This is a genomic window from Adhaeribacter aquaticus DSM 16391 (genome assembly GCF_000473365.1).
Classification (GTDB): domain Bacteria; phylum Bacteroidota; class Bacteroidia; order Cytophagales; family Hymenobacteraceae; genus Adhaeribacter; species Adhaeribacter aquaticus.
Genome location: NZ_KI421517.1, coordinates 2,997,572 through 3,020,378, shown reverse-complemented (window position 1 = coordinate 3,020,378; position 22,807 = coordinate 2,997,572). Strand labels below are relative to the sequence as shown.

22 protein-coding genes are annotated in these 22,807 nt (G+C 37.0%); 19 read left to right on the top strand and 3 right to left on the bottom strand.

Annotation, left to right across the window (positions count from 1 at the left end):
• The first annotated feature begins 7 nt into the window (after nucleotides 1-7).
• The 16 genes from ADHAQ_RS0115695 (at nucleotide 8) to ADHAQ_RS0115620 (ending at nucleotide 16,347) form a co-directional block, all read left to right on the top strand.
• Nucleotides 8-1,183, top strand: coding sequence for a glycosyltransferase (locus ADHAQ_RS0115695; RefSeq protein ID WP_026463745.1), 1,176 nt, complete (start codon nucleotides 8-10; stop codon nucleotides 1,181-1,183).
• A gap of 33 nt (nucleotides 1,184-1,216) precedes the next feature.
• Nucleotides 1,217-2,245, top strand: coding sequence for an acyltransferase family protein (locus ADHAQ_RS0115690; RefSeq protein WP_026463744.1), 1,029 nt, complete (start codon nucleotides 1,217-1,219; stop codon nucleotides 2,243-2,245).
• Nucleotides 2,242-3,507, top strand: a complete 1,266-nt coding sequence (locus tag ADHAQ_RS0115685; RefSeq protein ID WP_051359963.1) for a glycosyltransferase — start codon at nucleotides 2,242-2,244, stop codon at nucleotides 3,505-3,507. The genes ADHAQ_RS0115690 and ADHAQ_RS0115685 overlap by 4 nt, the downstream gene beginning before the upstream one ends.
• 76 nt (nucleotides 3,508-3,583) lie before the next feature.
• Nucleotides 3,584-4,048 (top strand): VanZ family protein, encoded by a 465-nt coding sequence (locus ADHAQ_RS27330; RefSeq protein ID WP_051359962.1) that lies wholly within the window; start codon nucleotides 3,584-3,586, stop codon nucleotides 4,046-4,048.
• Between the two features lie 276 nt (nucleotides 4,049-4,324).
• Nucleotides 4,325-5,272 carry a glycosyltransferase family 2 protein gene (locus ADHAQ_RS0115675; RefSeq protein ID WP_026463742.1) on the top strand — a complete coding sequence of 316 codons (948 nt, stop codon included), beginning with the start codon at nucleotides 4,325-4,327 and terminating at the stop codon, nucleotides 5,270-5,272.
• Nucleotides 5,273-5,571: 299 nt separating this feature from the next.
• Nucleotides 5,572-6,459 (top strand): glycosyltransferase family 8 protein, encoded by an 888-nt coding sequence (locus ADHAQ_RS0115670; protein ID WP_026463741.1) that lies wholly within the window; start codon nucleotides 5,572-5,574, stop codon nucleotides 6,457-6,459.
• Between the two features lie 41 nt (nucleotides 6,460-6,500).
• The gene (locus ADHAQ_RS0115665; RefSeq protein WP_026463740.1) at nucleotides 6,501-7,070 is read left to right on the top strand and encodes an LbetaH domain-containing protein; all 570 of its coding nucleotides are present in this window, start codon (nucleotides 6,501-6,503) and stop codon (nucleotides 7,068-7,070) included.
• Nucleotides 7,071-7,290: 220 nt separating this feature from the next.
• Nucleotides 7,291-8,124 carry a glycosyltransferase family 2 protein gene (locus tag ADHAQ_RS0115660; protein WP_026463739.1) on the top strand — a complete coding sequence of 278 codons (834 nt, stop codon included), beginning with the start codon at nucleotides 7,291-7,293 and terminating at the stop codon, nucleotides 8,122-8,124.
• Nucleotides 8,125-8,474: 350 nt separating this feature from the next.
• Nucleotides 8,475-9,794: a WcaI family glycosyltransferase gene (locus tag ADHAQ_RS25945; protein WP_071781121.1), complete on the top strand. Its 1,320-nt coding sequence runs from the start codon at nucleotides 8,475-8,477 to the stop codon at nucleotides 9,792-9,794.
• 120 nt (nucleotides 9,795-9,914) lie between these two features.
• Nucleotides 9,915-10,685: a dienelactone hydrolase family protein gene (locus ADHAQ_RS0115650; protein ID WP_026463738.1), complete on the top strand. Its 771-nt coding sequence runs from the start codon at nucleotides 9,915-9,917 to the stop codon at nucleotides 10,683-10,685.
• A 56-nt stretch (nucleotides 10,686-10,741) separates the two neighbouring features.
• Nucleotides 10,742-11,482, top strand: a complete 741-nt coding sequence (locus tag ADHAQ_RS0115645; RefSeq protein ID WP_026463737.1) for a hypothetical protein — start codon at nucleotides 10,742-10,744, stop codon at nucleotides 11,480-11,482.
• Between the two features lie 124 nt (nucleotides 11,483-11,606).
• On the top strand, nucleotides 11,607-12,887 hold the full coding sequence (locus tag ADHAQ_RS0115640) for an MFS transporter (RefSeq protein WP_026463736.1): 1,281 nt from the start codon (nucleotides 11,607-11,609) through the stop codon (nucleotides 12,885-12,887).
• 211 nt (nucleotides 12,888-13,098) lie between these two features.
• Nucleotides 13,099-13,287, top strand: coding sequence for a hypothetical protein (locus ADHAQ_RS0115635; RefSeq protein WP_026463735.1), 189 nt, complete (start codon nucleotides 13,099-13,101; stop codon nucleotides 13,285-13,287).
• Between the two features lie 409 nt (nucleotides 13,288-13,696).
• Complete coding sequence (locus ADHAQ_RS0115630) at nucleotides 13,697-14,575, top strand: cyanophycinase (protein WP_026463734.1); 879 nt, start codon at nucleotides 13,697-13,699, stop codon at nucleotides 14,573-14,575.
• 405 nt (nucleotides 14,576-14,980) lie between these two features.
• Nucleotides 14,981-15,865 (top strand): cyanophycinase, encoded by an 885-nt coding sequence (locus ADHAQ_RS0115625; protein ID WP_026463733.1) that lies wholly within the window; start codon nucleotides 14,981-14,983, stop codon nucleotides 15,863-15,865.
• 233 nt (nucleotides 15,866-16,098) lie between these two features.
• Nucleotides 16,099-16,347, top strand: a complete 249-nt coding sequence (locus ADHAQ_RS0115620; protein WP_026463732.1) for a hypothetical protein — start codon at nucleotides 16,099-16,101, stop codon at nucleotides 16,345-16,347.
• A 73-nt stretch (nucleotides 16,348-16,420) separates the two neighbouring features.
• On the opposite strand, the gene ADHAQ_RS0115615 is transcribed toward ADHAQ_RS0115620, so the two are convergent.
• Nucleotides 16,421-17,362, bottom strand: coding sequence for an LEA/WHy family protein (locus ADHAQ_RS0115615; RefSeq protein ID WP_026463731.1), 942 nt, complete (start codon nucleotides 17,360-17,362; stop codon nucleotides 16,421-16,423).
• 404 nt (nucleotides 17,363-17,766) lie between these two features.
• Between ADHAQ_RS0115615 and ADHAQ_RS0115610 the strand changes: the two genes are divergently transcribed.
• Both ADHAQ_RS0115610 and ADHAQ_RS0115605 read left to right on the top strand, forming a co-directional pair.
• A complete protein-coding gene (locus tag ADHAQ_RS0115610) occupies nucleotides 17,767-18,081 on the top strand; it encodes a putative quinol monooxygenase (RefSeq protein WP_051359960.1) in 315 nt (104 codons plus the stop codon).
• Nucleotides 18,082-18,237: 156 nt separating this feature from the next.
• Complete coding sequence (locus tag ADHAQ_RS0115605) at nucleotides 18,238-18,477, top strand: heavy-metal-associated domain-containing protein (protein WP_026463729.1); 240 nt, start codon at nucleotides 18,238-18,240, stop codon at nucleotides 18,475-18,477.
• Between the two features lie 267 nt (nucleotides 18,478-18,744).
• Here the strand turns inward: ADHAQ_RS0115605 and ADHAQ_RS0115600 are convergent, their stop codons facing one another.
• Nucleotides 18,745-19,677 carry a D-2-hydroxyacid dehydrogenase gene (locus ADHAQ_RS0115600; RefSeq protein ID WP_026463728.1) on the bottom strand — a complete coding sequence of 311 codons (933 nt, stop codon included), beginning with the start codon at nucleotides 19,675-19,677 and terminating at the stop codon, nucleotides 18,745-18,747.
• Between the two features lie 38 nt (nucleotides 19,678-19,715).
• A complete protein-coding gene (locus ADHAQ_RS0115595) occupies nucleotides 19,716-20,009 on the bottom strand; it encodes a YciI family protein (protein ID WP_026463727.1) in 294 nt (97 codons plus the stop codon).
• 620 nt (nucleotides 20,010-20,629) lie between these two features.
• On the opposite strand from ADHAQ_RS0115595, the gene ADHAQ_RS0115590 reads away from it, so the two are divergent.
• Nucleotides 20,630-22,807: a TonB-dependent receptor gene (locus tag ADHAQ_RS0115590; RefSeq protein WP_026463726.1), complete on the top strand. Its 2,178-nt coding sequence runs from the start codon at nucleotides 20,630-20,632 to the stop codon at nucleotides 22,805-22,807.

The following is a 22,807-nucleotide window of genomic DNA, read 5'->3' as shown; positions in this document are numbered from 1 at the left end:
AGATACTGTGAATATAGTTTTCTTTGCTCATCCCGACTTCCTTGGCTCTCAAAGTATGCCTCGATTTGCCCAAATGCTGGCCACCGGGATGAAGGAACGTGGGCACTCAACCAGCATTCTTATGCCTGCTCCACATTTTTATAAACTGCCTATACCTAAAGGCAAAAAAAAATGGATGGGGTATATTGATCAATACATCTTATTTCCCCAAAAGGTCCGCAAACTGCTAAAGAATTATTCTCCGGAAACCTTATTTGTTTTTACAGATCAAGCCTTGGGCCCTTGGGTGCCTTTGGTAGCAGATCGCCCACATGTAATCCACTGTCACGACTTTTTAGCTCAACTTTCTGCTATTGGTGAAATAGCTGAAAATCCAACCAGTTGGACGGGACGCCAATATCAGGGATATATCCGGAATGGCTACTCAAAAGGTAAAAATTTTATTTCTGTTTCTGAAAAAACCAGGAAAGATCTTCATCGCTTTCTTCCAACACAACCAAAAATTTCAGAAGTCGTATACAATGGCTTAAATCAAGCCATAACTGTTAGTGATCCCCAATTGGCTAGAAACAAATTAAGTAAAGCCTTTGGTTTAGATTTAATAAATGGTTATTTACTTCATGTTGGTGGCAACCAATGGTATAAAAACCGGACAGGTATAGTTGAGCTATATGATTCTTGGCGATTAAAAGGAGGACATAACCTTCCTTTATTATTAATAGGCGAAGCTCCACATGACGCTCTTTTACAAAAACGGCTATTATCTCCATTTAAAGATGATATTCATTTCCTGAGTGGAATTGAAGATAAAACAGTTCGTTTAGCTTATACTGGTGCAACCGTATTCTTATTTCCTTCTTTAGCAGAAGGGTTTGGGTGGCCAATAGCCGAGGCAATGGGTTCCGGGTGCCCGGTACTTACAACCAACGAACCACCCATGACAGAGGTAGCAGGGAAGGCAGGCTTTTTTGTTCCTCGTCGTCCTAAGGAAACAGCGGATGCCGTGCAGTGGGCAAATGAAAGTGCAAATGTTCTAAACAAGGTTATTAACCTTTCTACCACCGACCGATTAGCAACTATAGAAGCGAGTGTGGCCAACGCGAAAAGGTTCGATACTCATCTTGCGCTAGATAAAATTGAAGCTATTTATTATAAAGTTATTGATAATATAAAGCAAACATAACTAAAGGACTGGTTGTACTTAATCTGAAATATTATGTATTCATTAACGAACAATTTAGAAGCTACTACAGCTGTTTCTAAAAGAAATACCACTACTGATTTAATCAGAATTATTGCAGCCTTTGGAGTGGTCGCCATTCATGTTCCTTTTAGTACACCGGCAGCGAAAACGCTTCAGGATGTTTTTCACCCATTTTGTGTACCTTTCTTTTTGATTACTTCGCTTACCTTATTTGTTAATAAATTGAAGGTAGCCCCTGTTCGTGATTTATTAAAAAATGCTGTATTCAGAATTGCTTTACCTTATTTAGCCTGGACTATTATTTACGGAGGGTTATTGGCTTTTAAAAGTTTATTGATAGGGACTGCAACACCTCTTAATCCTTGGAAGGTTTTATTTTTTGGAGAAAGTGCTGTTCATCTTTATTTTTTACCTGAGCTTTTGGTTTTACAATTATTAGCTACTGGTATTTTTTTGATTGGAGGCCCCACTGGTAAAATAAAAGGTTTAGGATTATTATTTATACTGCTGGCCATTGGATATACGGTTATAGGTTACATTCATGATTCTTTCAGTGTTCCACAACCTTTCCAGGTAATTTCTTATTTATCCGCTGCCTTTCTTTTAGCTAAAAAAATTAATAATAATAACATTCATTGGAGGTATTTTGTTGGCGGTCTTTTGATGGTTATATTAACATTAATGATTTACTGGTCTAATATAAATATAAATATTTTAAATATAAGTATTGCTAATTTGTTGAATCATATTCCAATTGGTGGAATTGGTCTACTCTTATTAGCAATTGGGTTTCCATCTGTTACCATGCCCAATTGGTTACTGCACCTTTCTAGTATGACATTTGGGATCTATCTTATTCATATATTTTTTCTGGAGGCATTAGAATTCTTTTTTGAGAAACTTTTATTCATCGACCTTCATTATGATGTCACAATTAAATTACTTGTAGTTGCTACCATTTTTCTTTTATCCACTATTGCTGTTATTCTGCTGAGGAAAATATCAATCTTCAGGTTTGTTCTTTTAGGAGAAAAAAAATGAAAGAATTAAAAATTCTTCATGTAATTAATGATATGAATCCCAAATCGGGAGGAGTATGCCAGGCAGTAAGAACCATGATAAGTGGGCTTAAAGATTTAAAAGTTGAAAATGAAGTTGTAAGTTTAGATGCTCCGGATGTACTTTATTTAAAACAAGATTCATTTCCTGTTCATGCAATCGGTCCTGGTAAAGGGCCTTGGTCCTATAGCTCAGAGCTTATTCCTTGGCTTGAGCAAAACTTTTCACGTTTTGATGTAGTAATCCTACATGGTTTATGGCTATACAATGGCTTTGCTTTACACAAGGCTATTCGTCAATACAAAAAGAAAATCAACAAAAGTAAGGCTCCTAAAATATTAGTAATGCCACATGGCATGCTCGACCCCTATTTTCAGGAGGCATCTGGGAGAAAATTAAAAAAAATAAGAAACTGGATTTACTGGAAATTAATTGAGTCCAGATTAATAAATAAATCTGATGGATTATTGTTTACCTGTGAGGAAGAGCGACGGCTAGCCCATAAGCCTTTTAATCCATATAAGCCTAAAAAAGAATTAGTGATTGGATTAGGGGTAGAAAAACCACCCGTTTTTACAAAGGCAATGCAGGAAGCCTTTCTGGAAAAATGCCCGGAGTTGAGGAATCAACCCTATTTACTTTTCCTTAGCCGGATTCATGAAAAAAAAGGCGTTGACATATTAATTAAAGCTTATGCTGAAATAAGAAATGGATTAACCAAGATACCTCCTCCAATAGTAGGTGCATCGCTAAGCCAGGAAGAAAGCTTATCTCAACTTTTAGAAATCTTTTTACCTAAGCTGGTTATTGCCGGGCCAGGTTTAGAATCCTCCTATGGGGCAAGTATTCAGGAAATGGTTAAGATGCAGGAAGGACTTGAAAAATCAATAATTTTCCCGGGTATGTTATCAGGAGATGCAAAATGGGGAGCTTTTTATAATTGTGATGCATTTGTTCTTCCAAGCCATCAGGAAAATTTCGGAATTGCCGTAGTTGAGGCATTAGCTTGTAGTAAACCCGTACTTATTTCAAATCAGATAAATATATGGCGAGAGATAACAGAGGCTGGAGGAGGCTTGGTTGCTGATGATACATTAACAGGAGTAAAAGGTATGCTTCAAAATTGGTTTTCTTTACCTACTGAAGAGAAAAGTTGCATGGCAGATCAGGCACTAGCCACCTATAACCAATATTTTGCCATCAACCCGGCAGCAAAGAAATTAAAAGAGGCATTAGCTTCTTAGTGGGTTTAATAGTTAAATTATGATACATACTTTCATCATTTTACGAGTGAAAGTATGCACAAAAAGAGCATAGAGATTGAATATATTAAAGTGGTTTTTATTGGTGCTTTATCTTGCCGCACTCATTTATATTGTATTCTTTGTAGGAAGAAGACACGAATTAGAACTGATCTGGAGTAATGAATTAATAAATTATATCCCCTTAAAACAAACCATTCAATGGTTCCAATCTCTAGGTAATACCCCAAATAAAGAGTGGAAAGAATTTTATTCAAATTTAATAGGCAATATTCTATTGTTTATACCCTTTCCATTTTTCTTGCGAGAGTTGTTTAACATAACCAAAAAATCGTTAATTTTAAAATTGGGCATTGCGTCCAGTATTTTAATTGAAATATTACAGTTCCTATGGAAAATAGGAGTTCCGGATATTGATGATGTTTTACTAAATGTAAGTGGAGTTTTAATTGGAAATTTTCTTTGGAAAAGCATTATTAAATCCCGGTACAATAAAGATCAACTTTATAACAAACAAGTTTAGATTTTTTAAAATGAATAGTTAAAATGCAGTAAAAAGTTTAATTATAGGCTATATATAAATAAAAAATAGCTTTTACTTTAAAAATAATTTGGTTTTACAGAAGAAGCTAAGGTGGTATTTACCAAATCATTTTGTGGTTAATTATTTTACCAAACTCATAGGGAATACAACTCCTGATCAGGCAGCTAAATGATATTTTAACATATTGTTCCGCAAAACAACTTCTTTTCCATAACCTCTTATATTAAAAAGGATAGCACCATATAAAAAATAAATATGGACACATTATTAGTCTCAGTTATACTACCAGTATATAACCAGGAAAAGTTTTTAGCTGAAACAATCGAAAGCGTTCTTTCCCAGACTTACAAAGATTTTGAGTTACTTATTTTAGATGATGGATCAACAGATAAGTCACCCCAGATCATAAAGGAATATGCGGCGAAGGATAAAAGAATTGTTCCTTACTTTGAACAAAATGCCGGTAGAAGTCTTGCTACAAATAAAATAGTTGAACGTGCTAACGGAAAATTTTGCGCCTTATTGGATGCTGATGATTTGATGTTAAATGACCGGCTGGAAAAACAACTAAACTTTCATTTAGCTAATCCGGAGATTGATGCCACCAGTTGCCATAGTTATTACATTGACGAATGGGGAAAAACTATGGGAGTTCAGCAATATGCATTTTTGCAAACAGCAGAAGAATGCAGACGAGTAAAGGAAGAAAAAAGAAGCGTTATCTGCTCCATTACAGGTTTGATGATTACCAAAAAAGCATATTTAGAGACTGGAGGTTTCCGTCCTAAGTTTTGGCCGTGTGATGATTTTGACTTTATCAACCGCATCATTGAAAAAGGCTTTCTATTAGTTATCATTCAGGAAGTCCTAATGAAATATCGAATCCATTCGTCCTCAGTTACTGGTAAAAAACAATGGCAATTATTTAAAATTTATGATTATGCCAATCATTGTATGAACTTACGGTGGACTAATAAACCTGAGGTTTCTCTGGAAGAATACGAAAAAATAAGGAGCAAGGAACCTCTATTAGTTAAATGGAAAAGAATGAATCATAATTATTCTATTTTATTCCTGCAAAAAGCAAATTTTTCATTATACACTAAAAATTATTTTAAATTCCTATATTTTTTTTCTGTTGCTTCTTTTTTTGGACCTAAATATGTTTTTTATAGTGTACAAAAACGATTAAAACAGAATTGATACAGAATTGAAGTTTAAATTAAGACTTGAATTTTGCCTTTTATAATGCTACCCTGTTTGTAATTTTTAACCACAAGCAGTTATAAATTTGAGTTATAAAAGATCCTTTATATGTCTTAGCTTTAATGTAGCCAAGAAATTTTTGTAGAATATTAACTTTAAATTAGATTTTTTTTACTAAAATTACTGTTCTAAACAGCTAAACTAAGTAAATACACCCAAATTTTAAGGGAAAGTACTGAGTATATTAACTTTAGTAATTCCTATAATTGTATATGATAGGTGTGAAATAAATTTGTATGGATGTCGTATTCAATGTAAACCATCTTGGACTTATCGGGTTAGGGGCAACTCTTTCCTCCCTTATCCGGAACTGCTCCGATTCATCTGAACTGAAGCTTTGGTTTCTCTGTTCTGACTTCCGAAAAAATGATAAAATTAAAATTTACCAACTTCTACAAGAGGAAAATTTTACTGGTGCAGTAGAATATATTGATTTTGATGCTAAAGCCTTATTTGGTCACCTCAGGTCACTTCACGGTGACTGGACTGGCTACGGGAGACTTTTAATTGCCAATTACATTAAAAGTGACATAGCTTTATATCTTGATTCGGATCTTGTTATTCAATTAGATGTTTTGACTCTTAAAAATTTTGATTTTAAGGGAGAGGTATTAGCAGCTGTTTTTGGGAGCCAAGTTATATTAGCCTTAGAAAAAGCTTTTTTTATAGATAAATTAAAATGGAAAGAGGATACGGGATATTTTAATTCTGGAGTAGTTCTTTTTAATTTGAAAAAATGGCGGGAGTCAAATACTGAAGCAAAATGGAAGGGTATAGCTAAAAAATATCCTAAAGAGCTGTTAACCATTGATCAAACTTTGTTGAATGCTGTTTGTGAAGGTAAATTTGCCAAACTTCCCCCTGAATTTAATAATCCGTGGTACCCAGGTAAAGAAACACCAGAAAAGCCAGGAAAATCTATCATACATTTTGTGGGTTCTCCTAAGCCCTGGGACGTTTTTGGAAAATCTTTACACAAAGGTTATGATACTTGGCACTCCTACACTACCAAGTTTTGGGAGGAAGAATATTGTAGTCTTTCAGCAGACAAAGTAAAGCGGACCTGGAATATTAAAAGGTCGGTATGGAGACTTATTAAGAACGGCGTTTTAATACGCAATTAGCTTTAAGAAGGGCACTCCATCTTCTTATTCTTCCCTAATTTATGCATAATACAGATACAGTTACAGGTCCTTCCTTTTCGCTAGCAAATAGATTAGGAAGAGTTACCTGGGGATTAATTTCATTTTTCTTTTTCCGGTTTTCCCCTACCCCACTTCATGGATGGCGGTCTTTTTTGCTTAAATTATTTGGGGCCAAAGTGGGTAAAGGAGTACACGTTTACCCAAAAGTAAAAATCTGGGCTCCCTGGAATGTTGTATTTGCTGATCAATGCGGCATAGCTAATGGGGTAAATTTGTATTCGCAGGGTAAAATCTACATTGGCCGCCGGGTTGTAGTTTCGCAAGGCTCTTATATTTGCGCTGGTACCCATGATTACACTAACCCTGGCTTCCCCTTAATTACAAAGCCAATTATAATAAAAGATCATGCCTGGGTTGCCGCAGAAGCTTTTGTACACCCGGGAGTAACTATTAATGAGGGGTGCGTAATAGGAGCTCGCTCCGTGGTCACCAAAGACATGCCCGCCTGGATGCTATGTTCGGGTTTTCCGTGTAAGCCAATAAAGGAAAGGGTAGCTGAGAATGAAAGACTAAAGTTTTTAGAACTATAATAACTTTAAGGTGATAATTAATAATAGGGGAAACGAAATGTTTTATTAACTTTATTGTTAAATTTTCAAACTTACTCAAATAGAACTAAATAAAACACAAGAAATTTCTTTTTACGGTAAATTAAAAATAAATAAAACCTTAAGTATATAATAGCAGTATTCTGTAGTTTGTTTCATGATTACCATTACTGCATATACAATTAATACCCCAAAAATAATAATGGCCTCCAAGCTAGATTTAACTATAGCAATTCCCGTTAAAAATGAAGAAAGAAATTTACCAGGATGTTTAGAAGCAATTGGCAATGATTTAGCAAAGAGAATAGTTATAATTGACTCTGGCAGTACCGATAAAACCAAAGAAATTGCTCAGAATTACGGAGCAGATGTGGTAGATTTTTATTGGAATGGAAAGTTCCCCAAGAAACGAAATTGGTATTTGAGGAATTATACACCTGATACAAAATGGGTTTTATTTTTGGATGCAGATGAATTTCTCACAGCTGAATTTAAAGCTGAACTTCGCGAGGCATTACAAGACTCTGACCCAGTAGGTTTTTGGCTTAACTATACCATTTACTTCATGGGCAAACAATTGAAAGGTGGGTACCCCTTAAAAAAGCTAGCCCTTTTCCAAGTAGGAGCAGGAGAATACGAACGCATTGACGAAGAACAATGGAGCTCCCTGGATATGGAGGTACATGAACATCCGGTATTATCAGGTAAAATTGGGGTAATAAAAAGCAAGATAGACCACCAAGACTTTAGGGGCGTTTCGCATTATGTTGCTAAACATAGCGAATATGCGGCCTGGGAGGCCGAGCGTTTTGTAAAATCTACCGCCACGGCCAATACGTTAAAGGAGTGGACCTGGAAGCAGCGGTTAAAGTATAATTTAATGCGGAGTGTGTGGATTGGACCTGCTTATTTTTTTGGAAGCTTTTTTATATTGGGTGGTTTTAGAGACGGCGCTAGAGGACTAGCTTTTTCAATTCTAAAAATGTCTTATTTCATACAGATTTATTGCAAAATAAAAGAAAATAAGTACCGTTAAATTAATACCTTACATTCTAAGACAAAAAGAAATAAAGTAAAATTAGTTAATAAGTAAATACTGTTATTTGATATATTTTTTTTAGGATTAAATTAACAGAATTGATTTTATCATAGGAATTATCCAAGAATACACAACGTTTCCGCATTGCAAACGTATTTTTTGGAAAATATTATCCTGTTTGATATTATTTAGCTTGATTTTAGAAACTATTTATCTATCTTAGTTCTTTAATCTACAATCATTTAATAATCTGGTATAAAGCTTGTTAAATTATTAGTAGGACCAAAGACAACAAGTATGGAATTTAAATTGCCTCTAAGCTGGCTATCTATTTTCCGATTGCAATTATGAAAAAACGTGTACTTTTAATTGGCTACAATTTTTCCCCAGAATTAACCGGAATTGGTAAATATAGTGGAGAAATGATGACGTGGCTAGCGAAGCGGGGGTATGATTGTACTGTTATAACTGGCTATCCCTATTATCCATATTGGAAAGTACAGGAACCTTACTTTAAAAACAGATTTTGGTATAAAACTGAAAATCAGGATTTTGAATCCGGCGGGCATATGAAAGTTTACAGATGCCCTATGTACGTACCGGCAAAACCATCTGGCTTGAAACGAATTCTGCTCGATTTTTCATTCATGGTTTCTGCCTTCTTAATTTTATTTAAGCTGCTGTTTGTTAAAAAATATGACTACGTATTAACAGTAGCTCCGTCTTTTCAATTTGGTTTATTAGGAACCTTGTATAAAAAAATCCGCAAAGGTAAACTGATTTATCACATCCAAGACATGCAGATTGAGGCTGCCAGAGATTTGAATATGATAAATTCTCCCAAAGTCATAGATACGTTGTTCCGGATGGAAAATTATATTTTTCAGAAAGCCGATGTGGTAAGTAGTATTTCAGATGAAATGGTGCACCGGATCGAGAAAAAGGCTAATAAACCAGTTTACCTATTCCCAAACTGGGCCGATACTACTAAATTTTACCCTATTGAGGATTCTTCTGAATTAAAACGGGAGTTTGGTTTTGACCCTGCTGATAAAGTTATCCTTTATTCTGGTGCAATGGGCGAAAAACAAGGACTGGAAGCTATCTTATACGCGGCTAAAGAGCTGCAGCACATAAGTCAACTTAAATTTGTTTTATGTGGCAGCGGTCCTTATAAAGAGACATTACAAGCTCTGGCTGATAAATTAAAAATTTTTAATATAGTTTTTTTACCATTACAGCCAATTGATAAATTTAATCGATTCCTTAACATAGCAGATTTACACCTGATTATTCAGAAGGCCAATGCCAGTGATTTAGTGATGCCCTCCAAGCTTACAACCATATTAGCAGTAGGAGGTTTAGCACTTATTACTTCTAATAAAGAATCTGGCTTACATAAAATGGTAAGCAAACATAATTTAGGTATTTTGGTTGAAGCGGAGAATCCAGTAGCCCTTTATAAAGGGATATTAAAAGCTATATCTGAAGATAACACCCATAAAATAACAAACGCACGATTATACGCAGAAAAGTATCTTTCATTGGATAATGTAATGACATCTTTTGAGGAAAACGTTTTTGCTGCCGAGCCTAAAGTAGAGCGATTTGTAATGAGGGATTATATTAATGTAAACCCAGTACACCCAGTTAATAATTTTAACTAGTGCAAAAATATTTTTTATGTAAAAAAAGCCACTTTATAAAGTGGCTTTTTTTTTATCCCGTGTTCTCAAATAAACTCTGAAAAAATCTTAATTTTATTAAGCCCAATAATTTATTATTTAATGAAAAAACTGCTCCTTATTAGCTCCTTCTTTTTTCTATCTTTAAACCTATTTTCACAGGGTAAAGAAATATGGTACTCACAGGGAAATATTAAATTAAAAGGATACTTAGCTCAACCCAAGAATACTCCTGGTAAAATGCCAGGAATTGTGGTATTACATGCTTGGATGGGCATTACAGATTTTGAAAAAAAGTCTGCTGATGATTTAGCCAGCTTGGGATATTATGCTCTGGCTGCCGATAGCTACGGCGAAAATATACGACCAAAAGATGCAGCTGAAGCAGGGAAATTAGCAGGACAATATAAGAATGATCGGCAGACATACCGTAGCCGCATTAAAGCCGCCATTGACCAATTAATAAAAGCCGGGGCCGATCCCGATAGAATTGCGGTAATAGGTTATTGCTTTGGAGGTACAGGCGCCCTGGAAGCAGCTAGAGCCAATTTTCCGGTTAAAGGGGTGATATCTTTTCATGGAGGCCTGGATAAAGCCGCCAACCTGGAAACTCTTCAGATTAAACCTAAAGTTTTGGTTTTGCACGGCGCCGATGATCCATTTGTACCCAAAGAACAGGTTGATGCTTTCCAACAGGAAATGCGAAACAGCCACGCCATATGGGAAATGGTTTATTATGCCGATGCCGTCCACGCTTTTACAGAGCCACAAGCTGGTAACGATAAATCAAAAGGGGCAGCCTATAATGAATTAGCTGCCAAACGTTCCTGGGAGCACATGAAAATGTTTTTCCAGGAGATTTTTGGAGCTTAAACAGAAGATGCTCCGGATTATGAGAAAATGAATTTGACTTCTAAAAATAACAGTTTATGAAAAGACAATTATTTATCTACCGCTGTATTAGTCTTTCATTATTACTAATACTGTTGTCCTTCCATTGCATGGCCATCAGTACAAAAGATTTAGTAGGTGCCTGGCGTTTGGGTCCAGCCAATCAACGGACAGTTATGATTGCTACCGACAAAATTATTTCGGTGGCTACCTATGATATTCCTGGTAAAAAATTTATTAGTTCTTATGGCGGAACCTGGCGTCTGGACGGAAATAAACTGGTGATAAAACAGGAATGGAATTCGGCCGCTCCCGAACAAGTAGGTCAAGAAACAAGTCAGGAAGTACAGGTAAGCCAAAACAAACTACATATCAAAGGCAAGAACCAGACCTGGACCAGATTGGATGATGGGAAACCAGGAGCTTTAATGGGCGCCTGGATTATTACGGGCAATTATACGAACGATCAGGTAAGTAAACGACCGAGCCCTTTCTATCCCAGAAGAACCATGAAGATACTTTCGGGCACTCATTTTCATTGGATAGCTTACAATATAGAAACCAAACAATTTATGAATTCCGGAGGTGGTACGTATACAACCGACAATGGGAAGTACACCGAAGAAATTGAGTTTTTTACCAAAACTCCGGAAAGTGTAGGTAAAAAACTAACCTTTGAGTATGCTTTTGTAAACGGTGATTGGCGCCACAAAGGGGAAGAATCGACAGGCGGACCAATGGATGAATGCTGGACCCGGAGGGAAACGTTTGAAAAATAGAATCTACTATCTACCACAATCTTTTACAGGCTATTATTAGGATTTTTGACTTACTTCTTTTAATATGCTCCTTATCAAAAATTTAAGTGGCAGATAAGCACCGCCTACTAAGAAGTAATTCTAAATGGAAACAACAATTGCACAATCCAGGTGGTACCGCCTAATACCGGTAGCCTTTATTACGTATAGTCTTGCTTATTTAGATAGGGCAAATTTTGGGTTTGGAGCTGCCAGCGGTATGGCAAATGACCTGAATATTACTCCTGCCACCTCTTCCTTATTAGGTTCTTTATTCTTTCTGGGTTATTTCTTCTTTCAAATTCCCGGGGCACATTATGCGGCAAACAACAGTGCCAAAAAATTAATTTTCTGGTCTTTAATTGCCTGGGGCGGTTTAGCTACGGCAACCGGTATGGTAAGTAACATATCTGTTTTAATAGTTATCCGGTTTATGCTCGGCGTGGTAGAAAGCGCTGTGATGCCTTCCATGCTAATCTTGTTGAGTAATTGGTTTACTAAAACAGAACGATCCAGAGCCAATACTTTTTTAATTTTGGGCAATCCCGCTACGGTGCTGTGGATGTCTATTTTATCAGGTTACCTGATCAACTCTGTAGGCTGGCGCTGGATGTTTATCCTGGAAGGGTTACCCGCGGTTATATGGGCCTTCTTTTGGTGGCGCCTGGTAGATGACAAACCTCAAAATGCTAAATGGCTATCCAATGAAGAAAAAGAAGCTTTAGAAGAACGTTTTGCGCAGGAACAAGCAGGGATCAAACCTGTTAAAAACTATGCAGAGGCCTTTAAATCTAAAACGGTTATTTTACTTAGTCTCCAGTATGCCTTATGGAGTATTGGAGTATATGGTTTTGTTATGTGGTTGCCCTCTATTATTAATGCAGCCCCAAATATGGATATTGTTAAAACTGGATGGTTATCTGCAGTGCCTTATGTGCTGGCAATAATTGGCATGTTCAGTGCTTCCTATTTTTCTGATAAAACTCTAAACCGCAAAGCATTTGTATGGCCTTTTTTATTAATAGGGGCTATTGCATTTTATGGTTCTTATTTAGTAGGCTCCACAAACTTCTGGTTATCCTTCGTATTACTCATTATTGCAGGCGGAGCCATGTATGCACCTTACGGTCCTTTCTTTGCTATTATTCCGGAAATACTACCTCGAAATGTTTCTGGAGGCGCTATGGCCTTAATAAATAGTATGGGAGCACTAGGTTCTTTTATAGGTTCCTATTTAGTGGGGTATTTAAACGCAGCTACCGGAAACTTTTCAGCTTCTTATATTTTTATGTCTGGCTCCCTCCTGCTGGCGGCCATAATTACCATACTTGCTGTAAAGAATAATCAGGCTGTACCTAATCCAAAAATGGTGAAACAAGTGGTTTAAAGTGCTATCTTTTTCCTGAAAACAAAAACAAATTATTAATGTATATCAAAGAATAGTATTCACCTCAGGTTGGATGTAATATAATGTAGCTATTTTAACTTGAGTAACTTGAGGTAAATGCGGAGCTTAAATGGGCACTTTTACTTATAAAATTCAGTATTCCCCCTCTTCTTCTAAACCGTATAATAAGAGCTAAAAAATTAGCTTTTATATGAATGATCTATTAATTCTGACCAAAGAAGAATACGAAGAAGCTGCCAGGAAATTAGAAGAGTTAAAAAATGCACCTTTGGATAGTGACTGTGCGAAAGAATTAAAGGTTTTAACCAAGGCCATAGTAGAGTTCGAACGGCGGAACTTACCCATTCCGGATCCGGAAAAGGACAGCTTACATTATTAAACCGATTTTTATTGACCCGTTCATCTCGAACTATTTAGTCTTGACTTGTTTACTACAAAAGGCCATGATGAATTAGAGGTGCTCTATGTGAGCTGAACAAAACAATGCAGCGCCTCCTTAGCATAACTACATATTTTAGATTTTATTAGGGAAGTAGTATATTTCTTTACAAACGTTATACGCATCCTTGTGCTAATATATATTTAACATTTAATATATAGGTTCACTAGTAAAGTTCTGAAATAAGTAATTCAATTTAGCTTTCCCCCTTAAAAATGAGATAATCCTTGTTCTACATCTGACCAGCCATTTAGTTGTTAAGTTTACGTGACTCCAGAAGATTTTAAAATCCTTATTCTTAATTTTTAGATTTATATTCCTGGGGAAAGTAAATTAAAATACCTTCATCATGAAACAAATTCGGTTCATATTTCTATTGATTGGGGTATGCCTTTTATTATTCTCTTTCTCAGGATTAGCACAAAACATTACGAAAAAGAAAGAAGGAAAACTGTTTATAATGGGTGGCGGCACCCGGCCGGCAGCCTTGATAAACCGCATGATTGAGGAAGCAGGTCTTAGAAATAATGGGTATGCTTTTATATTACCCATGGCCAGTACCGAAGTAGATTCAGCAATTCAGTATAGTATAAAACAACTTCGGGACAATGGCATTACTAAGGTAAGCAGTATCCGGGTGGTTCCAGAAAAACCGTTACGACCTTCTTTACTTGATTCTTTAGAAAATGCCGCTCTTATTTATATTCCAGGCGGTGATCAGAACTTATTTATGCAAGCTATTGAAACCAGTGGAATAGCCGAATCTATTCGTAAAAGTTACAGAAATGGTAACTTAATAGCGGGCACTAGTGCCGGTGCAGCTCTAATGAGTGAGCACATGATAACCGGAGTTGAAAAGAAATATAATACGGAAACTTCGGCAAATAATCATTCTGAATTTTCAACCATTGAGGCCATGAATATAGAATTAAAGCCAGGTTTAGCCTTGCTTCGCAAAAGTATTATTGACCAGCATTTTATTGCCAGAAAGCGGTTAAACCGGCTAATAAGTTTAGCTATCGAAAATCCAGATTTATTTTGTGTGGGAATAGATGAAGCAACGGCTTTACTGGTAAAAGGCAACTCAGCTGAAGTATTGGGACTTTCGCAGGTAATTACTTTCCGAAATGCTGCTAAAACCAGTCGCAGCCAAACGGGCCGATTAGGAGCTAAAAGAATAAAGATGAGCATCTACCTACCCGGCCAGACTTTCAAATTACCCCATTAACCGATTATCTCCTGCTAAATGGCATGAACCGTAATTAACATTCCCGTCAGTCTTACCAAAAATAGCTAACCCCACTTTTAAGAAATATTTACCACATATCAAACCTAAACAAGGTTACTTTCAGATTGTCGGCCATTACGCCTATACCCAATAATCACCCACTTAATCAGGGATATAAAAATTAAAAGCAGCTCCTTATAAGAAAGAATACGTAATAGTAGTATTACCCAGAGCCATTAGGTAAGTTTATGAAAAGTAAATAGTTGCATTATTAATTTATATGCAAAGCTGGTTTTATTACTTTCTCGTAATCCTTACAGAAAGCTCTTACTAAAGCAGGATATCTTTTGAGGTAGCAGTTGCCAAGTTGTTCTGATAAATATTCTATTTTAAATTTTGATAGCTATGGCCCTTAAAGAAACTTCTAATAAAAGTAAAAGTACTCCCACCCTGCCCGTTCCTAATGGCAAGTTGCTTTCCATTGGCGGAAAAGAGGACAAAGGCAAAAATGAACAACCAAAATTAAATGAGAACTTCTATAATCTGGAAATTTTAACCCGGTTTGTAGAGGAACTGAAAGGCGATAATCCACTCATTGCCATTATTCCCACTGCTTCCAGTGTGCCGGAAGAAATAGCCAATGACTACCTGGAGGTTTTTAAGCACTTAAAACAGGAAAATGTTCGGGTGGTGGATATTAGAAACCGGGCCGACGCCAAAAACCCGGATTATTACGATATTATAGATAAAGCAGCCGGTGTATTCTTTACCGGGGGAGACCAGCTTAAAATTACTGCGATATTAGGCGGTACCCATCTGTTACACCGGCTTAAAGAGCGGTACACCTTCGACCACCTTATAGTAGCCGGAACCAGTGCCGGCGCGGCGGCCATGTCTACTCCCATGATTTATGAAGGGGAAGTAGAAGGCGGAATGATTAAAGGCAACGTCCGTATAACCACCGGACTGGAATTTTTAAAAGATGTTGCCATTGATACTCATTTTATAACCCGTGGCCGAATGGTAAGAATGTCGCAGGCTATTTCTACCAATCCAGGTTGCATTGGTATAGGTTTAGAAGAGGATACTGCCATTATGGTAACCAATGGCAGAAATATTGAAGTATTGGGAAGCGGCTTGGTAACAATTATTGATGGAATGGACAGTACCTATACCAATATATATGAAATTGGAAACGGCGAGCCTTTTAAAATTCATGGACTTAAATACCATTTACTCGGAAAAGGCGACACCTATACACTCCCGATTTTTGATCAATTACATATTTAAAAAAGCAAACAATAGTAAAGAGCGCTATCAAACTAGTTTATCTTCGGCACAAAAACCCAGTTTAAGCTAGCTTCTTTATATACTTTATTTTTCTGCTGCTCAGTTTAGCAACATATAATTAGTACCATATTATTCTGCCAAAAAAAAGTAAGGTTATTTATAACACCTCCCAAACCTGTAAACTAGCAACGCTTACAAATTTTAAGCGTTAAAGCCAGAAAAAATTGTTACGTATGAAAACAGCATATAAACTTTCCGGATATTTAGATGGCAATACCGAAAATACTATAGGCTATTACGAAACTTTGGAAGAAGCCCAGAAAGAACTTCCGAAGGATTATACCCACTATGGTACACTTAAACTGGAGGATAACCGACCTCATTTCCAGATAACAAAATTTACTTATCCTGATTTAATAGCAGATATGCCAATAGCCTGGGATAACCGGGAAGTTATTCAGGTACTTTTCTATTATAATTAATAGCTGGTTTAGTTAAGTTTGATTTTAGAAAATACAGAACTGGTATCTACCGATACCAGTTCTGTGATTACATTTACTTCTGTACCTCTTTTTCCTGGTCCTGCTCCGCTTCGTTTTTAGCTTTTTTAGTTTCTTTTACATTTTTTAATTGCTCTACCACATCGATTGAACCAGTTTTTACCGAACTTATATTAATATTACCAACTACCTCACTGCGCGGTTCTATTACCATATTAGAGGTTAGTTTATAAGGAAAATCTGATTTACCTGCCAATAGTTTAAAGGCGTTTTTGACAGGCTTTTTGGTATCAGAATTGGAGGTTAACTGGATAGGTGTTATGGAGCGGGCCTTTATTAATTTTTCTTCTGCCAGGCTACCATGCGCCACTATAAAGTCTTTCAGCACCAAATCGTAATCCATTTTGCGCACATAAAAGTCAAATTCATTTGGATTATCTATTGCCATAGTCATTATCATTCCCATGTTATCTAAACCAAAATCTGTAATTTTCATATCTTTCACCTCCATTCCGGGTAAGGCTGGCACCACCATGTCTACTTTCCTATCTATATCCAGGGTTCTTTTACCAAGTACCGGAATGTCGCAATAGGCTTTCAAAATAACCTGTACCGGCTCATCCTCGGCTACCTGCCTTCGTACCAATTCCCGGGTCTGGTTGTGGTTCATGGTCACAGGTAAATCCAAGGTTTGGACCTTTCCTCTTTTAGAACCTTCTGTTAACTTCTTATGCCCTTTGCTAACAGTTTGATCATAAAGGCGCATTTCGTATTGCAGGCTATCTATAAAAACTGGAATTACACCCGATTTCATGCCTACATTTACCAGCATAGTGGCTTCTTGTTCCCCAATAGTGGCATTTGTAATTTTCATTTTGTCGATTTCGGGCATAGCTGCAGCAATCAATTTTTCCTGGGGCACCAAAAAGGAGATTGCCACTCCAACCAACACTAAAATGCCAATTAAAATGGCTATTACTTTCAATGTTCTTTGCATACAAATAAAGCTTTTATATCAATTCAACTACAAATACCAATTTTTAAAGTTTTATTATCAGCCGGTATACGTCCTTATTAAATTATTGACCTACTGATTTTTAACCAAATTATTTTGTATAAATACCTATTTCCATCGCTATATAGGTTTGGGCAGTTTACCTACAAAAATTTAAAGTAAGTTTAATGCGCTACTAATCAGGAATACCTTTATATTTCAATGTTATCAGGCATATTTGAACGCTGGAGCAGTATTTTTAAGAGTTTATTTTTGAGGCAGCGGAAGTTTCTTTATACTAGCCAACTTAAATACTCAGAACTATTTATGAAAATTGTTCATCTTTATAAGGCTATTAGAAGCCTGCTATAAGACAAAAGACTTTAGTAATAAAAATAATACAACCTATGACGAACAAATATTTATTACATGGAAAATTAACCGCTATTGCCGGTGCCGGCGAAAAACTGGCTTCTATTCTTTTAGAGGCGGCCAATTTGGTTTCTACTGCTAAGGGCTGCCAGCTATATGCTATAAGCAAAGACCCAACCGATAAGGACGCTGTTTGGATTACTGAAATCTGGGATACCAAAGAGGATCATGATAATTCTTTACAAGTGGCAGGTGTCAAAGAATTAATAGGACAAGCTATGCCTTTGCTTCAGGGCCGACCAGAAAAAGGTCAGGAGCTGGTAGTAATAGGTGGAGTGGGTATGGCATAAAAACAGTTACAAGCTTAACTTATTGCCAATTATGATAAACTTTTTACTTAGCCCAATTCCTTCTGTTATAAGATTAGAACCCATCTGTTTACCCAATTGGGTTATTATTTAAACTTTATTTTTTAGCTCAAGTAAAAAATAATAAAAAGTTTGGATATGGAAATATTAAAATTTAAAACCAATATTGAAGACCAGGAAAGTGTAGCCAAGGTGGGCTCATTTCTAGATCATCAGGAAGGAATAAATAAATGGGATGTAGATACAAATAGTGAAGACAAAATATTAAGTATCTCTGGCAGCAATATTAATCCACAAAAAATTGAAAATACTATTCAACAAGCCGGGTATCAGGCAGAGATGATTCGGGTAACAGGCATAAGTGGAGAAGATCTTTAAAATAGAGCTGATTAATCAGTAACTAATATTAAAAAAGCCCCTTACATGATGGGGCTTTTTTTAATTTCTTTATGTAAAGTTTCTAATCTTTAGAAACCCTATTTACTATTTGCTCTCGTAATAAACTCATAACCAGCTAATAGCATACAAACTAATTCTACACCGAAATATTTACCAGTCTTAACTTGCAGAGTAGCAGGTAAACATTATACTACAAATAAAATTTACAAATGCAGCTTCTATCAGCGACAAAAATGCCTGATTTTATTAATAACCCTGGGCTAAATCAACCTGGTTTTGTAACGGATGCCCCGCCAGAAACAGATTTAGATTAGCTAAAAACTGAGCTATTTTCCCTTCATCCTCGGCCATTTGTCCCCCTCCGCTGTGCTGAGTTAAAATTACATTTTCCATTTCCCATAATGGACTTTCCGCTGGCAAAGGCTCTATTTCGGTAACATCCAGTACTGCGCCGGCCAGCTTACCAGCCTGTAAGGCGGCAATTAAAGCAACTTCATCAGTAGTACTACCACGGCCTACACTAGCATAAACACTGCCCTCTTTCATAGCATTGATGAAATCCTTAGAAACATATCTTTCTGCCCCTCCCGGCAAAGTATTTACCACCACATCAGTAGTGGGTAAGGCAGCTAAAACTTCTTCAAAGGAATGAAGCTCGGCTAAAGGGCTTTTGCGGGCGGTCATCTGCACCTGGCAGTTAAAGCCTGCCAACATTTGCTTAACCGCCTGCCCTATTGCTCCGGCCCCCAATATCACAACTTTTTTATTGCTTATTAAACCTAACCGGTATCTTAGCTCCTTTCCTACCCATTCTTTTTGCTCCTGCTTTTTGGCTAATACATCAATGCCCCGGTAAAAAGCTAATAAACCTCCTACCATGGTTTCAGCACACGGGCGGGCAAAAAAATCGCCCATATTAGCCACCTGAGCATTGGTAGCTACATTTTTATACTGATCGAAACCAGCAGAATCGAGCTGCCAATAAACTAAATTAGCCGAAGCATTCCGAAACCAATCCGCTGACGGGTTTCCCATTATGATATCGGCTGTCTGAAAAGCCTGCTGCGCAGCCTCTTCAGAAACTTCGCTTTTAAAAACGGGAGTAACAGAAGTTGGCAACAACGATCTTAGGTGAGCCCGTAACGACTCGTTTAAGGGCGTATTGATAAATATTTTCATAGTTGTATTTTAAGCTATCACAGTATAAACGGGCAATTCTAAACTTCTGCTACTTTGAAGGGTTTAACCTCAATCTTTTCCCACACTTGTTGAGTCGCATACGGATCCTCCCGCAGCCATTGCTGCAATTCTTTTTCCTGGTCAAACTGAACAATAACGGAGGAACCAACCATTTTTCCTTCCGAATTTAAAATAGCCCCTCCTATCAAAAAATTACCGGATTGTTTTAGCTTTTTTACTACTTCCAAATGAAAAGGCCTTGCCGCCATTCTTCGATCCAGGGCTTGCGCATCGGTAAAATCATAAGCAGTAATTATATATTGTTGAGCCATATCTTAAAACGTTTAAGGTAATTGCGAATTATAAATTTTAATAAATAACAGTTGTTTTACTTCATATATTTTTGTTCAAAGGTAAAAGTTATATTTACTAACTTTTTCAAAACCAGTAGTAAATTAATCACACCTTATAAATTTAATAATTAAGGAAAATGCAACTCCAAATAAACCATTTGGTAATAAATGCTTTAGCAGGATTACTTTTGAATGGTAGTTTAAACAAACTAATTGTCTTTCGTGAGGTGAAGTAATTTGACTTTGTTTTCCTATTTTTTACTTCTTTTAGCAACCGCACGGCCTTGAGCTCATAGCCCTATTGGAAAATCAGAAAAACTAAAACGCTTGGTGAACATCCAGCCTGCCATATGAACCATAATACCTTACCTCTCACCCCACATGCCCTTGTAATTCAAACCTTGCTAAAAAACTAAACCGGCAAAACTTCGCTTTATTTGTTACGCCTATGCCTTAACAAGTTTCCTTAGATCAGGATAAGACCATTAGAGAGTGTTATGTAATTGTTTGGCAAAGACCTACCTTTGGGAAAGCTTACCTTTCTTGATTTTATTCCTGTATTCAAGGTTAGTTTGGCTTTCTTTTGTACAAGATTTAACATGAAAAAACTCCTCTTTATACTTATCTCTTTTTTTACCTATAGTGGGGTATTGGGACAAAACTCTTTAAACGTTTATGTAAAAGATACTGAAACAAAAGCGCCTTTAGCTGGTGCAACAGTTATGTTAGCTGGTACCACCAATGGTGCCACCGCTGATTCCAAAGGCTTCGTATCCCTATCAGATTTACCAATTGGCCGGCATACTTTCCGGGTTTCCTTCCTGGGCTATCAGGAAAAGAATTTGGTCATCAGCTTCCCCAGAACAGCCATGGACACTTTACTTATTCTGCTGGAGCCAAGTGGAGAAGAACTGGATGAAGTAGTTATTTCTTCTACTCGCAGCAGCCGTACCATTCGGGATATTCCCACCAGAGTTGAATTTATTGCCGGAGAAGAACTGGAAGAAAAAGCAAACATGAAGCCGGGAGATATCCGAATGATATTAAACGAAAGTACCGGTATCCAAACGCAACAAACTTCTGCCACCTCGGCCAATGCCAGTATCCGGATTCAGGGCCTGGATGGTCGCTATACCCAAATCTTAAAAGACGGATTTCCGCTTTACGCTGGTTATGCAGGTGGTTTAGGGTTACTGCAAACCCCGCCCTTAGACTTGAAACAGGTGGAAGTAATAAAAGGCTCTACCTCTACCTTATATGGAGGCGGAGCTATTGCCGGACTGGTAAATTTAATTTCTAAAACTCCCGGGCCGGAACAAGAACTTCAATTCCTGATAAACGGCACTTCGGCGGGTGGTCTAGACCTGAATAGCTTTTATGCCAAACGTTTTGGCAAACTGGGTTTAACGTTATATGCGGCCCGTAACAGCAATGCACCTTATGATCCGGCCAATATAGGTTTCAGCGCCATTCCCCAATTTACCCGGTACACGTTTAACCCCAAATTCTTTGTGTACTTATCAGAAAAAACGAAAATTAACGTTGGCTTAAATTCAGTAATAGAGAACCGTTTAGGCGGCGACATCCAATATATCAGGGGCACCCGTGATAACACACATTCTTATTTTGAACAAAATAAAACCGGCCGGTTTTCGACGCAGTTCACATTAGATCATGCTTTTTCAGAGTCGCATCGGTTTACCCTTAAAAACAGTATTAATAATTTTAACCGCGATTTAAGTTTGCCCAATTATAAGTTTAGTGGCAAACAAATAAGCTCATTTACGGAAGCAAATTATTCTAACAGTTCGGCTGAAAACCTGGAATGGATTGCTGGTGTAAATGTCTGGACAGATGCGTTTAAAGAAAAAGAAATTGCTTTGGCATCAGCCCGGGATTACACCCAGACAACATTAGGTGCTTTTGCCCAAAATACCTGGAAAACCACTTCTAAACTAAACATAGAAACTGGCTTTCGCACAGATTATGTAGTAAATTATGGATTTGCCTTTTTACCTCGTATTTCAGCTCTTTATAAAATCCGGCCCAATATTACGTCGCGTTTAGGAGGAGGCTTTGGTTATAAAGCTCCAACCATTTTTACCGAAGAAAGTGAGCGGCTCCAGTTCCGGAACATTTTACCGATTAATGAACAGGCAAATACCCTGGAGCGGAGTTATGGCGCCAACTGGGATATTTCTTACCGGACTTCTTTATTTCAGGAAAGCATTAGTTTAAGTATAAATCATTTATTCTTTTATACTTTTTTAAATAATCCTTTACTGCTAAAGCCCAGAGCTAATAGCCTATATCAATTCCAGAATATTACCGGACACATAGCTAGTCGTGGAACTGAAACTAATATAAAAATTGGCTACCAAGATTTTAATCTGTTTCTGGGTTATACTTTTACCAACACCAAAATTCGGGAAGATGATATCGACAGACTTAACCCACTCACCCCTAGGCACCGGATAAATGCAGTATTAATGTATGAAGTTGAAGACAAATGGAAGTTAGGTGCTGAATCGTATTACTACGGGAAACAAGTTTTAAGTGATGGCGGAACCGGAACAAACTATCTTTTAGCCGGCTTTATGGCCGAAAAGCTTTTCCCCAAATTCTCTCTTTTCATAAACTTTGAAAATTTTCTGGATGTTCGCCAGACTAGGTTCGACAGTATATACACCGGCCCAATTTCTAACCCGGTTTTTAGAGATATTTATGCTCCTCTGGATGGCTTTGTGATAAATGGAGGTTTAAAGATCAAGCTTTAG

What these genes read in the sequence shown, in the direction of transcription:
- ADHAQ_RS0115600 (WP_026463728.1), bottom strand. Translation starts at nt 19,677, where the DNA reads ATGAAAATATTTATCAATACGCCCTTAAACGAGTCGTTACGGGCTCAC.
- ADHAQ_RS0115610 (WP_051359960.1), top strand. Translation starts at nt 17,767, where the DNA reads ATGACGAACAAATATTTATTACATGGAAAATTAACCGCTATTGCCGGT.
- ADHAQ_RS0115690 (WP_026463744.1), top strand. Translation starts at nt 1,217, where the DNA reads ATGTATTCATTAACGAACAATTTAGAAGCTACTACAGCTGTTTCTAAA.
- ADHAQ_RS0115660 (WP_026463739.1), top strand. Translation starts at nt 7,291, where the DNA reads ATGGCCTCCAAGCTAGATTTAACTATAGCAATTCCCGTTAAAAATGAA.
- ADHAQ_RS25945 (WP_071781121.1), top strand. Translation starts at nt 8,475, where the DNA reads ATGAAAAAACGTGTACTTTTAATTGGCTACAATTTTTCCCCAGAATTA.
- ADHAQ_RS0115595 (WP_026463727.1), bottom strand. Translation starts at nt 20,009, where the DNA reads ATGGCTCAACAATATATAATTACTGCTTATGATTTTACCGATGCGCAA.
- ADHAQ_RS0115605 (WP_026463729.1), top strand. Translation starts at nt 18,238, where the DNA reads ATGGAAATATTAAAATTTAAAACCAATATTGAAGACCAGGAAAGTGTA.
- ADHAQ_RS0115640 (WP_026463736.1), top strand. Translation starts at nt 11,607, where the DNA reads ATGGAAACAACAATTGCACAATCCAGGTGGTACCGCCTAATACCGGTA.
- ADHAQ_RS0115630 (WP_026463734.1), top strand. Translation starts at nt 13,697, where the DNA reads ATGAAACAAATTCGGTTCATATTTCTATTGATTGGGGTATGCCTTTTA.
- ADHAQ_RS0115670 (WP_026463741.1), top strand. Translation starts at nt 5,572, where the DNA reads ATGGATGTCGTATTCAATGTAAACCATCTTGGACTTATCGGGTTAGGG.
- ADHAQ_RS0115675 (WP_026463742.1), top strand. Translation starts at nt 4,325, where the DNA reads ATGGACACATTATTAGTCTCAGTTATACTACCAGTATATAACCAGGAA.
- ADHAQ_RS0115685 (WP_051359963.1), top strand. Translation starts at nt 2,242, where the DNA reads ATGAAAGAATTAAAAATTCTTCATGTAATTAATGATATGAATCCCAAA.
- ADHAQ_RS0115635 (WP_026463735.1), top strand. Translation starts at nt 13,099, where the DNA reads ATGAATGATCTATTAATTCTGACCAAAGAAGAATACGAAGAAGCTGCC.
- ADHAQ_RS0115615 (WP_026463731.1), bottom strand. Translation starts at nt 17,362, where the DNA reads ATGCAAAGAACATTGAAAGTAATAGCCATTTTAATTGGCATTTTAGTG.
- ADHAQ_RS0115620 (WP_026463732.1), top strand. Translation starts at nt 16,099, where the DNA reads ATGAAAACAGCATATAAACTTTCCGGATATTTAGATGGCAATACCGAA.
- ADHAQ_RS0115590 (WP_026463726.1), top strand. Translation starts at nt 20,630, where the DNA reads ATGAAAAAACTCCTCTTTATACTTATCTCTTTTTTTACCTATAGTGGG.
- ADHAQ_RS0115645 (WP_026463737.1), top strand. Translation starts at nt 10,742, where the DNA reads ATGAAAAGACAATTATTTATCTACCGCTGTATTAGTCTTTCATTATTA.
- ADHAQ_RS0115625 (WP_026463733.1), top strand. Translation starts at nt 14,981, where the DNA reads ATGGCCCTTAAAGAAACTTCTAATAAAAGTAAAAGTACTCCCACCCTG.
- ADHAQ_RS0115665 (WP_026463740.1), top strand. Translation starts at nt 6,501, where the DNA reads ATGCATAATACAGATACAGTTACAGGTCCTTCCTTTTCGCTAGCAAAT.
- ADHAQ_RS0115650 (WP_026463738.1), top strand. Translation starts at nt 9,915, where the DNA reads ATGAAAAAACTGCTCCTTATTAGCTCCTTCTTTTTTCTATCTTTAAAC.